This is a genomic window from Petrotoga olearia DSM 13574, assembly GCF_002895525.1.
In the GTDB taxonomy this organism is placed as follows: Bacteria; Thermotogota; Thermotogae; order Petrotogales; family Petrotogaceae; genus Petrotoga; species Petrotoga olearia.
This window is the reverse complement of record NZ_AZRL01000016.1, coordinates 124,421-138,096: the sequence shown is the minus strand read 5'-3', so window position 1 is coordinate 138,096 and position 13,676 is coordinate 124,421. Positions and strand designations below refer to the sequence as shown.

Sequence of the window (13,676 nt, the reverse complement as noted above, 5' to 3'; positions counted from 1 at the left end):
ATTGAAAGAACCTAAATTATTTGATACCACTTTAAGAGACGGAACCCAGGGTGAGAATGTTTCTCTAACTGTGGAAGATAAATTAAAGATAGCTAAAAAATTAGATGAGTACGGAATAGACTACATCGAAGGTGGTTGGCCAGGGTCTAACCCTAAAGATGAAGAATTCTTTAAAAAAGTTCAAAATATATCATTTAAAAATAGTGAAATAGTTGCATTTAGCTCTACAAAAAGATACGGAATAAAAGCCGAAGATGATCCAAACATTTTAAAATTGGTTTCTTCTGGGGCAAAAATAGTTACTATATTTGCAAAAAGTTGGGATTTCCATGTTTCTCAGGCACTGGGCATTTCTCTTGATGATAACCTAAAACTTATAGAAGATACGATAACCTTCTTAAAAAGAGAAGGGTTAGAGGTATTTTTCGATGCCGAACACTTTTTTGATGGTTATAACCATAATCAACAATATGCCATTAAAACGTTAGAAGTTGCACAAAACTCCGGTGCTTCAATTGCCGTTTTGTGTGACACAAACGGAGGACAAACACCTTCAAAGATCAAAGAAGCAATAGAAACGGTAAAAGAAAAAATAAAAATACCTTTAGGCATTCATGCTCACAATGATTCCGGTTTCGCTGTATCCAATTCTCTTACAGCTATTGAAGAAGGAGTTGAACAAATACAAGGAACGGTGGGAGGTCTGGGGGAAAGATGCGGTAATGCGGATCTTTGTATTATAATACCTAACTTGAAGTTTAAATACGGGTTTAAATTACCAAAAATAAATGTAGAAAAAACAACCTCACTTTATAATTACGTAACTGAAGTTGCTAATTTAACTCCTGACAATAGGAAACCTTATGTAGGAAGAAGCGCCTTCACACATAAAGGAGGTGTCCATGTTAGCGCCATTCTTAAAAATCCTCTCACTTATGAACACATATCTCCAGAATGGGTGGGGAACACTAGAAGAATATTAGTTTCAGAGTTATCAGGAAAAAGTAATTTAAAATCAAAGCTAGAAGAATTAGGCTTTGATATTACCCAATTTTCTGAAGAACAGTTCAAAAAGTTAACATCAAAGATAAAGGAATATGAGCATGATGGATATCAATTTGAAGGTGCTGACGCTTCTTTAAAACTCTTAGTATTAAGAGAATTTTTTGAGTATGTCCCAAATTTTCAAGTGGAGAATTTCAACATTCTTCATTACAATTTTATCGAAGACACTGGAACAGAAGCAATTGTCAAATTAAAAATAAATGGTGAAACCGTCCATGCCGTCGCTGAAGGTGACGGACCTGTGAATGCTTTAGATAAGGCATTAAGAAAGGCTTTAGAAGACTTTTTCCCCTCCCTGAAAAACATGAAATTGATAGATTACAAAGTAAGGGTGTTAGACAGTACTTCTGGAACCGCCGCGAAAGTGCGTGTCTTAATAGAAACTTCAGACACTGATAAAACTTGGACTACTGTGGGTGTTTCAACTAACATAATTCAGGCCAGTTGGAAAGCCTTGTTAGACAGTGTAGAATATGGATTGTTTGTAGATAATTTTTTACCCGTTAAAGAACATTAAAAGGATAACAGGGCCAATTGTGATAAAAACTTCCCAGAAGGAGAGAAAAAAATGGAAAATATATACTCTAATCGTATGAAAAACGTTCCTCGTTCTTTTATAAGAGAAATACTTAAGGTAATAGATGATCCGGAAATAATTTCATTTGCCGGCGGTTTACCAAACGCTGATTTATTTCCAATAGAAGAGATAAAAAATGCGGCTGTTTACCAGTTTGATAATTCCGGCAAAGAGATACTTCAGTACAGTACCACAGAAGGATACCCACCTTTAAGAGAATTTATCGCCAATAGATACAATGAAAAGAAAGGTTTAAACATAACACAAGATGATGTTTTAATTACTCATGGTTCTCAACAAGCCCTTGACTTACTTGGAAAATTATTTTTGAATGCAGATGATTTTATTGCAATTGAAGAACCTGGCTATTTAGGAGCTATACAGGCATTATCGGTATACACCAAGAATTTTAAACCAGTTAAACTATGTCTAGAAGGACTCGATTTAGTGGAATTAAAAGATGTTTTGGAAGAGTTTTCACCAAAATTACTGTACACCGTCCCCAATTTTCAAAATCCTTCGGGAATCACTTATACAAATAAAAATAGAGAAAAGATAGCTGAAATATTGAAAAATCACAATATTTACCTTATCGAAGATGATCCATATGGAGAGTTAAGATTTGAAGGGGAAGATAATGTTTCATTCAAAAAATTGATACCTGAACAAACGATACTTTTAGGATCATTCTCAAAAATTGTTGCCCCAGGATTTAGACTAGGCTGGGTGGTGGCTCCTAAAGATGTGTTGGAGAATCTTGTAACCGCTAAGCAAGGTGCTGATCTTCATTCTAATTACGTAGGGCAAAGAATAATATACCAGTTCTTGAAAGAGAACGACCTAGACAAACATATAATAAACATAAAAACGAGGTATGGCAGCCAAAAAAATGCCATGATAAAAAGTATCAAAAAATATTTCCCCAAAAACGTAGAGTATACAGATCCACAAGGTGGAATGTTTCTATGGATAACTTTACCAAACAACATTTCCGCTCTTGAGTTGTTTGACAAAGCTATAGAAAAAAAGGTAGCCTTCGTTCCTGGAGACCCTTTTTACATCAATAAGAACAATGTAAACACCTTGAGGCTAAATTATTCCTGTGCTAATGAAAAGAACATCGAAGAGGGTATAAAAAGGTTAACCTCTGCAATACAAGAGTTAGTTATTTAAATGTTCATCAAACTTTTTAGGCAAAAACGCATCTCTTAATCCAATAAGGAAAATAATTATACCAAATATAATGCCTAAATTTAAGCTTCTCAAAGATGCGATGATGTATCCCAGAGAAAAACCATTTAACAACCAAGATAAGATAATCAATAATTTTTTGTTAAAAGCCGTATAAAGAACAGCGAAAAAGGCAGACACGTTAATCAATAGATAAAAATAAGACGGATTAAAATTATTTAAATACCCAAAAAAAGAAAATAAAATCCCTACTAATAAAATAAAGTTACCCAATTTGCTGTACATATTTTTTCTCCAGGAAATGTAAAGTATAATACCTAAGATTACTAGTGAAAAAATCCAATATAACATATCAACCAGAAAAAAACCAATTATAGAGTTTATGAATACCGAAATTAATGTAAAAGCCATTTTTCCACCCCTTTATTAAATAAACTCGTTCTATTTTACTTAAACAAAGTAACCAAAAAATTACCCCTTCCTAAATAATTAAGGAAGGGGTATATTTTGTTATTTCTTATCAGGGATAGATTCCTCTTAACTTTGTAGCGTTTGCCACACGTTCGATGGCTCTCACATAAGCAGCAGTTCGCATATCAACTTCATACTTTTCCATCGTTTGAGCAACATCACAAAATGCATTCTTCATCTTTTTATGAAGGGCCTTTCTGATATCTTCAAGTTCCCAAAAATTCCACTGAAGCCCTTGCACCCACTCAAAGTACGAAACTGTTACTCCACCAGCATTTGCCAAGAAATCCGGTACTATGAAGACATTTTTAGACAATAATATCTCGTCGGCTTCTGGAGTTAATGGCCCGTTAGCTCCTTCAACAATGAGTTTTGCTCTTATTTCATCTGCATTATCTTCATTCACTGCATTTTCTAAAGCACAAGGGGCAAAAACATCGACATCTAGCTTCAATAATTCTTCGTTCGTTATCTCTTTATAACCTTCTTCGTTAACATCCAATAACAATGCTTTTCTACCTCTAGTTCTATCCATTAACTTACGAATCTCTTCTGAGGTGAAACCGGACTCTTTATAAAAACCACCACTATAATCAGATATTGCGACTAGCTTAAATTTAGTTTCTTCTGTAAGGGTCAAAGCTAAGTAAGAACCTACGTTACCGAAACCTTGAATAGCAACGGTTATTTCTTCATCTTTTTTATTTAGCTTTCCTTTATCTCTCAAATACTTTACAGCTTCCTCAATACATATATTTACTCCTCTTCCCGTTGCCTCTGTTCTTCCTTCAGAACCTCCAATCTCTAAAGGCTTTCCTGTGACTATACCTAAAGTAGTATGTCCGATATTCATCGAATATGTATCCATCCACCAACTCATTATTTGGCCATCAGTGTTTACATCTGGGGCGGGAATATCTTTTTCTTCACCTATTATGATTTGAATTTCAGAGAAAAATCTTCGTGATAATCTCTCTAATTCAGAATCTGAAAGTTTAAACGGATCCACGGTAACGCCGCCTTTAGCCCCACCATAGGGTATATCCACCACTGCAGACTTCCAAGTCATCCAAAAGGCTAAGGCTTTAACTTCATCTAATGTAACATTTGGATGGTACCTAATTCCACCTTTTGCTGGACCCCTCGAAACATTGTGTTGTACCCTATAACCTGTAAAAACTTTGATTGACCCATCATCCATGCGTACTGGGAAATTAACAGTAAGTTCTCTTTTTGGTTTGATCAATACTTCTCTTAAATTTCTATCTAATTCCATGATTCTAGCGGCTCTGTCAAATTGCTTAACTGCGTTATCGAATAAGCTTACTTTCTTTGTTTCCTCCATCTTTGGAATCCTCCTTTTTCTAATTGTTTCTCTCTTTCTATTAAAATATAAAACTCACTTTTATTGTACATAAATATTTTATCCCTTTTTTCTCATAGTTTCAAATCCAAAGAAATCTATTCTTAGGCGATTAGAAGAAATTATATGAATTTAGGAACAATTATCGACATTTTTGTCAACTATGAAAAAAATTTCAAGAAATATTTTTCATAGAATCGCCCTAACAATTTATGGTATAATAAAATGAACAATTTATTATGGGAGAGAGTCAAAATGACAGAGGAAAAATTCATTGAAGATCTTAAAAAAAATGATTCCGATGCGTTTAAAAAATTATACGAAGAGTATGCGCCAAAAATTTATGGGGTTTTAAAAAATTACGTTAACCATGATGAAATAGAAGATGCACTTCAAGAGGTGTTTATAAGAATTATTAAAGGGATAAATGGATTTAAAGGCCTTTCCAAATTGTCTACTTGGATTTACAGAATAGCTGTCAATGTGGGAAAAAATTATTCTCGCAAATATCAACGAAGCAAAGAAACTTCTGTGGATTTTGAAGATGAAACCGATCAAAATCCTAATATACAAGCAATCTCCAATACAAATGTAAAAAATGAAGTACTAGAAGAGCTTGATTACCAAATGATTTTAAATATAATGGAAAAACTAGACAAGGAAGAAAGACTACTGATTAAGTTAAGAGATATCGATGGTATGAGTTACAATGAAATTGCTGAGATAATGGAAATCCCTTTAGGGACTGTAAAAAGTAAGCTGCATTATGCGAGAAAAAAATTGCGACAATTCATAGAGGAGGCCAACTTAGTATGAACGAAAAAGAAGAAGAATTGTTGAACGATTTTTTTGAGGGGAAAATCAAGGAAGATGAGTTAAATGATAACTGTAAGAAAATAATCAATCTATACAAGAACATAATTAAGACATATTTTTCCTGCGAAAAATCTGTTATCAACAACGTTAAAAATAAACTTAATATAGGATAAGTCTTTATGAAAGGGTTGAAAAAATGATCAGAGTAAAAGTTCCAGCAACAACTGCTAACATAGGACCGGGATTTGACAGTTTAGGAATAGCTTTACGATTGTACAATATCATAGAAGTCGAAGAAACTAATGGTGGCCTTGAAATTCACGCTCCCGTAGAAGATCTAGCTCACGTCGAAACTAACGAACATAATTTGGTTTATCAGGCAATGAAACGATTGTTTGATACAGTAGATTTCCACCCAAAAGGTCTTCGCATAAATCTTATTAATAATATACCTATTGCAAGAGGTTTAGGAAGCAGTGCGGCGTGTATAGCTGGGGGTCTGGCAGCTGCCAATGAACTTCTTAATAGTCCTTTAAAGAAAGAAGAAATAATATATTTAGCAGCTACGATGGATGGACATACCGATAATATTTTACCTGCATTAGTTGGAGGATTAACGGTAGGGTGCTTGTTGGAAAAAGAAGTTAAATATGTAAAAATGGATTTACCAACTCATTTGAAGTTATTAGCAGTTATCCCTGATTTACATTTTTCTACGAAAAAAGCTCGTTCACTTTTACCAAAAAGTGTTCCCCTTGAAGACGCAGTGTTTAATATAAGTAGAGTTGGCCTTCTAGTGGCTTCACTTGTAACGTCAAATTTTGAAAACTTATCAGAAGCTACAAAAGATATGATCCATCAACCCTATCGTAAAGACTTTATCCCCCACTGGGAAGAAATAACGTTTAAATTGATGAAAATAGGTGCAAAAGGTTATTTCTTGAGTGGTTCTGGACCTACAATCATGGCAATTTTAGATAGAGATTATAAATATATTGAAAATGAGATCGTCCAATTTCTTTCTCACTTTGACCAAAGCTACACGGTAACTGTTTTTGACATATGTCATCAAGGATTGGAGGTATTAAACGATGAGAGAAGTAATGGATGTTATCGATAAAGATGATAATTACGTATATTTGAGAACCACAAGGACACAAGAATGCGAAAGCTGTGCAATGAAAGGTGGTTGTACGCTATTAGGTGGTTCAAACGAGTTGAAGTTAAAAGCTAAAAAAGCAGAAAAAGTCGATGTAAAAAAAGGAGATAAAGTAATTGTAGAAATGCCTGAAGTTCCAGTAGTGAAACTTTCATTTCTAGCGTATGGAATTCCTTTAATCGTTTTCTTGTCTATAGTTTCCATACTTTATACGTTGAATTTTTCTGATATCATCTCTTTTTTTGCTGGTATTTTAGGGATGGGAATTACTTATTTTTTAATTCATCAGTATGACAGTAAAAAATTAAAAGACAGATATCTCCCCGTCATATTACAAAAGTTGGAGAAAAAATTAGATCTACAATTGAACAAAAAAGGGGAAATTTAAGGTTTTAAAAAGCTTGGGTAAAAACCCAAGCTTTTAAATTTTAAACTGACCAGGGAAATGGCATGATACATAATGACCTGGTTTAATTTCATTTAGGGATGGTTCTTCTTTGCTACAAATATCCTTGGCAATCGGGCAACGAGGATGAAACCTACAACCTGAAGGGGGATTAAGAGGGCTGGGTACATCACCTTGTAAAACCACTCTTTTCTTTTTAACTTCCGGATCTGGAATGGGAATAGCAGACATCAAGGAAACCGTATAAGGATGCAACGGCTCATCAAAAAGATCTTTCTTCGAGGTTAATTCAGCTATCTTTCCGAGATACATAACCGCTATTCTATCGCTTATGTGTTTCACAACGGCCAAATCATGAGCTATAAAAACATAGGTTAAGCCATAATCGTTTTTCAAGTCAACCATTAAATTTATGATCTGAGATTGAATGGAAACATCTAAAGCGGAAACAGCTTCATCAGAAATGATTAATTTTGGGTCCAATGCTAAAGCACGTGCTATCCCTATTCTTTGTCTTTGCCCACCAGAAAATTGGTGTGGATATCTATATACATAATCTTTGGATAACCCTACTGTTTCCATTAAATTGGCAACTTTATCCCTTATTTCAGAAGATGTACCCATTTTATTCACTTTCATACCCTCGCCTATGATATCCAGTACTCTCATTCTTGGATTTAACGAAGAATATGGGTCTTGAAAGATGACTTGGGCATTCTTTCTAAAGTATCTTCTCTTTTCGTTTAAATTAGCCGATAAATCTTTCTTTATTTCTCTTACTCCATTTTGAAAATATAATTGTGCGTATTTTTTATCTATTTCATTATCCAAATTCTTAATAACTTCTTCTTCCGAACCTAATTCTTTTTTCATTTTCTCGAATCTGTCTGCATAAATCTTTTTAACATACTTATTAATGGTGGTATTTTTCATAAACCAAGGTGTAGTGTCTTGTTCTTCCATTATAATTCGTCCATATGTTGGTTCGTATAATCTTAGGATGGTCATTCCCGTTGTACTTTTACCACAACCAGATTCTCCAACAAGCCCCAAAGTTTCTCCTTCTTTTATTTCAAAGCTAATATCGTCTACAGCTAATACGTTAGCAACAGTCCTTTTGAATACACCTGCTCTAACTGGAAAATATTTTTTTAAATTTTCAACTTTTAGAATTACTTTGTCACTATTTGGCACTATACTTCACCTTCTTTAACTTTGTTCATATTTTCTAATAATTTGTCTATGTGCCAACAACGGGAAAAATGGCGATCTTCTATTTCTTCCAAGTTTGGATCTTCATCTACACATTTTTGGTCAGCAAAGAAACACCTATTTGAAAATTTACAACCCTTTGGAAAGTTCAAGGGGTTTGGGACAACTCCAGGAATTGAAAGTAATCTTTCTTCGTCTTTATCTATTCTGGGGATAGAATTCATCAACCCCCATGTATATGGATGACGTGGCCTTTTAAAGATTGTTTTAATTTCACCACTTTCAACCACTTCTCCCCCATACATAACTAACGCCCTATCAGCCATCTCGGCAATTACTCCAAGATCATGTGTAATAAAGATTATTGCCATCTTAAACTCATTTTGTAAATCCTTCATGAGTTCCAATATCTGTGCTTGAATGGTAACATCCAGTGCAGTAGTTGGCTCATCTGCTATAAGGATGGAAGGGTTGCAAGCTAAAGCCATAGCGATCATGGCTCTCTGTCTCATTCCCCCGGACAATTCATGAGGATATTGGTCGATTCGCCTTTCTGGTTCAGGAATACCGACTTTTTTTAATAAATCGATCGCTCTTTTTTTGCCTTCTTTTTCGCTCATATTAAGATGTAATTCAAGAGATTCCATGATTTGCTCCCCAATAGTATAAACTGGGTTTAAAGCGGTCATAGGTTCTTGGAAGATCATGGAGATCTCTTTACCTCGTATCTTTCTGAGATGATTGTACGATAAAGACAGAACATCCATATCTTTGTACTGTATTTCCCCTTCAGCGATCCATCCGTTTTCGTCTAGTAGCCTAATGGTACTCAATGCGGTAACAGTTTTACCTGAACCAGATTCTCCAACTATCGCCAAGGTTTCACCCGGATAAAGCTCAAAACTGGCACCATTGACTGCCTTTATTATACCGTCCTCTGTCTTAAAGTGAACATGCAAATTATCAACACGAAGTATAGGTTCGCTATTGTTATCTTTCAAAAAGCTTCCTCCTCTCACTTTATCGTCTCATTCTTGGATCGAAAACGTCTCTTAAGGCATCCCCCAGTAAATTCCAACCCATGACAAAAAGAATCATAGCTACACCAGGATATAAGATTGTGAACCAGTACTGGCCTGGGCTTGTACCTCCAATGATCCAGTCTCTTGAATACGATAATATTGATCCCCAATCAGCGTATCCTTGTGGAGCACCTAAGCCCAAGAAACTCAAAGCTGCTGCAGTGATAACCATCGATCCGATCCTCATTGTAGCGTTTATCAAAACTGGAAATATCGTATTTGGTAAGATATGTTTGACTATAATTGCCGCATCCCTTACCCCAAGGGCTTTTGCAGCCATAACGTACTGTTCGTTTTTGGCTTGGAGTATGTTCCCTCTGATCAATCTTGCTGTTACCATCCAACCAAAAACTATCAAAGCAATCATCATATTTCTAACTCCAAGCCCTAAAATAGTTGTTAAAACCATAGCGGCAAGCATAAAAGGTATTGACATAAAGATATCCGTGATTCTCATTAAAACTTCTTCGAGCCAACCCCCAAAATAGGCAGCCACAGAACCTATAAAAAGTCCGACAGCGGTTGATATTAAAACAACTACCAAGCCTATCTGAAAAGCGGTTCTACTTCCCCATACAACACCATAAAAGATATCCTTTTGATTTACTACCCCAAAAGGATGTTCGGGAGATGGTGGTATAGGTTCTAATGTTGAAACCACGTTGGGAATCAAGAAGGGATCGAATTCAATTGAGTTGAGAAAATCTTTGTTTAATGTTTCATAAACTTTTAAGGATTCATTTTTTAAATTTTGCCCTTCGAGTGATTGCAAACCGTTGATCATTTCAGAAAGTTCTATAGACCTTTCATACCTTTCTACTACATTTTCATATTCTTTCCTCAATCTTCTGATTACACCGTTAGTATCTTCATCAAAATCATCGTAGTATGACATACTTAGAACATACATATCAACTAATCCTTTAATTTCAGATTTTAACACTTCTTTTTCAATTTCCCCATCTTCAAACTTTTTAACGCTTTCCATCAAATTTGTCATATCTTGATAATCCATTTCAGCAAAAAAATATGTATCTTCCCAATAGTTTTGAAACTCTTGAATAATAGAATCTTTATTTTCTGTTGGATCAGCATTTATTAATTCAAGGGCTCTTTTCAAGTTTCTTTCGCTTGGTAAATGAGGAGGTGCTATTACTGGTGCAAATATAGCTATAATTATGAAAAATACTAATATAGAAAAACCAATGATAGCAGAAGGATTAGTAAAAAAACGTTTCAAAGCCCTTTTTGTTTCTTCATTCACAATTTTCACCTCACCCTAACCTGATTCTTGGATCGATAAAAGCGTAAGATACATCGATTATAAGATTTCCTACAATAAGAATAAAAGAAGTAAATAATAAAACACCCATTATAGAAGCATAATCAAGTGTTTGAGCAGCTGTTGCAGCAAAGGATCCTAAACCCGTTCTAACAAAGACCATCTCTACTATAACAACTCCAGCCAACAAACCAATAACCATTTGACCTGCGGTTGTTACAACAGGGATTAGAGCATTTCTTCTGGCATGTTTGTTTATAACTATTTTTTCTGGCAACCCTTTTGATCTTGCTGTTCTTATGTAATCTTTTCTAAGGACTTCCAACATCGAAGATCGGGTGATCCTCAATAGATTAGCCCACCATAACCAAGATATAGCAATAATGGGTCCTAAAATATGTCTTAAAGCATCCCAAAATACATCGATCCTTCCATTGAGTAATGCATCTATAGTCAAAAGATTCGTGTAGTTATTAAAAGCGGCGCTTTTTACTACTTCATCTGCCCATAAGCTCAGGTTACCCGGTGGAAACCATCCCAAGCCAATATAAAATATCAATAAGACTAAGATTGCCCAGACAAAATCTGGTAAGGACCAACCAATTAAAGCGAATATTCTAATAGTTTGATCTATGAATGAATTATGATGAACTGCAGCGGTAACCCCGAACCAAATACCAACTCCTATTATAGGGAAAAGAGCATAAAGTGCTAATTCTACTGTATAAGGAAATCTATGTAATAAAGCGTCAAGAACTGGTTCTTTCCCTACTACAGACCATCCAAGATCACCTTTGAGCAAATTCCCTATCCATTTGCCATATCTAACTGGCAAGGGATCAGTCAAACCATACTGCTCCATTAAAATGATTTTATCCTGATCGGATAATTTAGCATAAGTATTTGGATCAACATAAGTAGATAAAAGTTTCAAAGGTCCGAGTAATTGCTGCATAGAAAAAACTATTAACGTCACACCCAACATAATCAAAGGTAGTAATAACAACCTTCTGATAATGTATGTTGTCAAAAGAAAACACCTCCGCTCGATTAAATATACTTAATAAGTAATCACTTAAAAAGAGAGGGGATGTCCCCTCTCTCTACATTCTACTACAAAGAACTTTCTTTTTACAATATCTTAACAGAATTACTACTCTACTTTAGTGTAGTCATAATAATAATCACCAGGCCAAATTGGATTATCTATCCATCCTTTTAACCAAGAGCGATGAACCCTCAACCCTTGAGGTTGATAAAGAGGTAAAACAAGTGCGTAATCAATGACAAAATCTTGAATATCTATATACATTTGTTCTCTTTTAGCAGGGTCAGCTTCAACAGCAGCATCTTCTATCATTTTGTTCAGTGATTTCCCACCAAATTCTGGCCTTGGCAAGCTTGCAAATTCCGCAAAATTATCTCCGTAGTACCCTCCGTAATCACCTTCACTATGATAATAGGTGAAAATAAAGTTATGTGGATCAGGAAAATCTGCTACCCAACCTATGATGTAAACTGGAAGCATCATATTTTCTCTTTCATCTAAGTAAGTTGGCCATTGAACCCCTCTAACTTCAACTTGGAATCTAGGATTTATCTTTGCCAAATTATCCCTCAATATTTCTGCGGATACTCTTCTTGCATCGTTACCTGTATTGTACAGAATAGACATTTTGAAACCAGTTTGCCATAATCTCCCTCTATAAGCACGTTTGAAGTAATTTTCAGCCTTTTGGAGGTCCAATTCATATGTTGGAAGATTTTCATCGAATCCTAAAAATCCAGTTGGCAAAGCGGTAGGAACTTTTTCACCCAAACCGTTCAAAACTTCATTTATCATACCATCATAATCAAAGGCATATGCAAAACCTAATCTAACATTATGATCCTCAAAGAAATTAGGTGGTATGCCGTTTCCATCCAATTGACCAGAACCAATGTATGGGGACTCGGGATCAACTTGCCAGTTGAACCCTAAAGATGTGATTGAAACCTCAGGTGTACCAGGGATAACAGTTAAACCATCCATAGAAAGCACAACATCCAAATATTGAGCAGGAACATAAGCTATGTCTGCATCGCCTGTTTCAAGCATGGCCCTTCTCGTTGACCACTCATCTATACCTTGAATGATCACTCTTCTTATTGGGGCAGGACCTCTCCAGTAATCGTCGAATCGTTCGAGCGTTACCCTTTGTTGAGCATGATCCCAACCAACCAATTTATACGGACCTGTTCCCATAGCATGGTCAAAGTATGGCGACTGCTCTTTTGTCCATCCGTGATACTTCCACCAACCTTCGGCATTTCCATCCCATATGCCTATTTCTACAGAATATTCTTTATCTAATATTGCACCCCAACCACTTCCAGAAGCAATTACATTCAAAAATGGGGCGAAAGGCCTTGCCAAATGAACATGAACTTCGTTACCTTGAACTTCTACTGCTGGATCTATTACGTCATAATAGAAATTAACTAATGCTTCTTCGTATTCAGGAGATGTTGGATTCATATTACTATCAAATATATTATCCCATGAAGCACCTACATAATCTTCTACCAACGTTCTAATACTGAAGACACCAAACATAGGATCTAAGTACATCCATACTGGTCCTCCAGGAGGGTTGTACAATAGTGCTCTTTCGAAAGTGTATTCGACATCTTCAGCTGTTAAATCGTTACCGTTGTGGAATTTCACACCTTCTCTTATTGGGAAGACATATGTTGTTCCACCATCTCTCAAATAACCATTTTCAACTGAAGGTACAACCGTTGAAAGCATAGGGACAAACTCAGACAAGCTCTCACCATCGTATGCTATCAAGTTGTCATAGACGTTGAAAATAACTTCACCACTGGAAGTGTCGTAAGCATGGTGTGGATCCAAGGTGTCTGGCTCACTTAGTGTTGCATCGAAGATCATATCAGGGTTTTTAACCTGAGTAAAGGCAAAAACACCCAGTAAAGTAACCATAAGAATAATAAAAAACTTTTTCATACCTCTACCTCCTTTGCAGATTTATTAGAATTTGTACACTCTAAC

At 35.4% G+C, this 13,676-nt stretch carries 12 protein-coding genes and 2 pseudogenes; 6 read left to right on the top strand and 8 right to left on the bottom strand.

Features of this window, described 5'->3' with window-relative positions; genetic code table 11:
• Position 1 precedes the first annotated feature (1 nt).
• Together cimA and X929_RS06135 are read left to right on the top strand one after the other, a co-directional pair.
• On the top strand, positions 2 to 1,582 hold the full coding sequence (cimA, locus tag X929_RS06140; protein WP_103067155.1) for a citramalate synthase: 1,581 nt from the start codon (positions 2 to 4) through the stop codon (positions 1,580 to 1,582).
• A 51-nt stretch (positions 1,583 to 1,633) separates the two neighbouring features.
• The gene (locus tag X929_RS06135; protein ID WP_103067154.1) at positions 1,634 to 2,815 is read left to right on the top strand and encodes an aminotransferase-like domain-containing protein; all 1,182 of its coding nucleotides are present in this window, start codon (positions 1,634 to 1,636) and stop codon (positions 2,813 to 2,815) included.
• On the opposite strand, the gene X929_RS06130 is transcribed toward X929_RS06135, so the two are convergent.
• Both X929_RS06130 and X929_RS06125 read right to left on the bottom strand, forming a co-directional pair.
• The gene (locus X929_RS06130; RefSeq protein WP_103067153.1) at positions 2,804 to 3,244 is read right to left on the bottom strand and encodes a hypothetical protein; all 441 of its coding nucleotides are present in this window, start codon (positions 3,242 to 3,244) and stop codon (positions 2,804 to 2,806) included. The two genes, X929_RS06135 and X929_RS06130, sit on opposite strands and share 12 nt — an antisense overlap.
• A gap of 109 nt (positions 3,245 to 3,353) precedes the next feature.
• Entirely contained in the window at positions 3,354 to 4,649 is a 1,296-nt protein-coding gene (locus X929_RS06125; RefSeq protein ID WP_103067152.1) for a Glu/Leu/Phe/Val family dehydrogenase, read from the bottom strand.
• A 273-nt stretch (positions 4,650 to 4,922) separates the two neighbouring features.
• Between X929_RS06125 and X929_RS06120 the strand changes: the two genes are divergently transcribed.
• Genes X929_RS06120 through X929_RS06110 form a run of 4 tightly spaced genes read left to right on the top strand, consistent with a single transcriptional unit; the run spans position 4,923 to position 7,030 of the window.
• The gene (locus X929_RS06120) at positions 4,923 to 5,483 is read left to right on the top strand and encodes an RNA polymerase sigma factor (RefSeq protein WP_103067151.1); all 561 of its coding nucleotides are present in this window, start codon (positions 4,923 to 4,925) and stop codon (positions 5,481 to 5,483) included.
• Positions 5,480 to 5,656 (top strand): hypothetical protein, encoded by a 177-nt coding sequence (locus X929_RS09695; RefSeq protein WP_169924979.1) that lies wholly within the window; start codon positions 5,480 to 5,482, stop codon positions 5,654 to 5,656. The genes X929_RS06120 and X929_RS09695 overlap by 4 nt, the downstream gene beginning before the upstream one ends.
• Positions 5,657 to 5,679: 23 nt before the next feature.
• Complete coding sequence (thrB, locus tag X929_RS06115; RefSeq protein WP_103067150.1) at positions 5,680 to 6,603, top strand: homoserine kinase; 924 nt, start codon at positions 5,680 to 5,682, stop codon at positions 6,601 to 6,603.
• Positions 6,575 to 7,030 carry a SoxR reducing system RseC family protein gene (locus tag X929_RS06110; protein WP_103067149.1) on the top strand — a complete coding sequence of 152 codons (456 nt, stop codon included), beginning with the start codon at positions 6,575 to 6,577 and terminating at the stop codon, positions 7,028 to 7,030. The genes thrB and X929_RS06110 overlap by 29 nt, the downstream gene beginning before the upstream one ends.
• Positions 7,031 to 7,063: 33 nt before the next feature.
• Here X929_RS06110 and X929_RS06105 read toward each other — a convergent pair whose 3' ends face one another.
• The 6 genes and pseudogenes from X929_RS06105 to X929_RS06085 all read right to left on the bottom strand — a co-directional run bounded on the left by X929_RS06105 (position 7,064) and on the right by X929_RS06085 (position 13,631).
• Positions 7,064 to 8,242: an ABC transporter ATP-binding protein gene (locus X929_RS06105; protein WP_103067148.1), complete on the bottom strand. Its 1,179-nt coding sequence runs from the start codon at positions 8,240 to 8,242 to the stop codon at positions 7,064 to 7,066.
• Entirely contained in the window at positions 8,242 to 9,261 is a 1,020-nt protein-coding gene (locus X929_RS06100) for an ABC transporter ATP-binding protein (protein WP_103067147.1), read from the bottom strand. Before X929_RS06100 ends, X929_RS06105 begins: the two co-directional genes overlap by 1 nt.
• Before the next feature lie 19 nt (positions 9,262 to 9,280).
• Positions 9,281 to 10,024, bottom strand: a pseudogene (locus X929_RS09915) (ABC transporter permease); the annotation flags it as partial.
• Between the two features lie 447 nt (positions 10,025 to 10,471).
• A pseudogene (locus X929_RS09910) lies at positions 10,472 to 10,606 on the bottom strand (ABC transporter permease); the annotation flags it as partial.
• A 10-nt stretch (positions 10,607 to 10,616) separates the two neighbouring features.
• Positions 10,617 to 11,654 carry an ABC transporter permease gene (locus tag X929_RS06090; protein ID WP_103067145.1) on the bottom strand — a complete coding sequence of 346 codons (1,038 nt, stop codon included), beginning with the start codon at positions 11,652 to 11,654 and terminating at the stop codon, positions 10,617 to 10,619.
• A gap of 123 nt (positions 11,655 to 11,777) precedes the next feature.
• The gene (locus X929_RS06085) at positions 11,778 to 13,631 is read right to left on the bottom strand and encodes an ABC transporter substrate-binding protein (RefSeq protein WP_103067144.1); all 1,854 of its coding nucleotides are present in this window, start codon (positions 13,629 to 13,631) and stop codon (positions 11,778 to 11,780) included.
• Positions 13,632 to 13,676: the final 45 nt, after the last annotated feature.

Coding starts and splice junctions, on each gene's coding strand:
- X929_RS09695 (WP_169924979.1), top strand. CDS start 5,480: ATGAACGAAAAAGAAGAAGAATTGTTGAACGATTTTTTTGAGGGGAAA.
- X929_RS06085 (WP_103067144.1), bottom strand. CDS start 13,631: ATGAAAAAGTTTTTTATTATTCTTATGGTTACTTTACTGGGTGTTTTT.
- thrB (WP_103067150.1), top strand. CDS start 5,680: ATGATCAGAGTAAAAGTTCCAGCAACAACTGCTAACATAGGACCGGGA.
- X929_RS06110 (WP_103067149.1), top strand. CDS start 6,575: ATGAGAGAAGTAATGGATGTTATCGATAAAGATGATAATTACGTATAT.
- X929_RS06120 (WP_103067151.1), top strand. CDS start 4,923: ATGACAGAGGAAAAATTCATTGAAGATCTTAAAAAAAATGATTCCGAT.
- X929_RS06125 (WP_103067152.1), bottom strand. CDS start 4,649: ATGGAGGAAACAAAGAAAGTAAGCTTATTCGATAACGCAGTTAAGCAA.
- X929_RS06130 (WP_103067153.1), bottom strand. CDS start 3,244: ATGGCTTTTACATTAATTTCGGTATTCATAAACTCTATAATTGGTTTT.
- X929_RS06135 (WP_103067154.1), top strand. CDS start 1,634: ATGGAAAATATATACTCTAATCGTATGAAAAACGTTCCTCGTTCTTTT.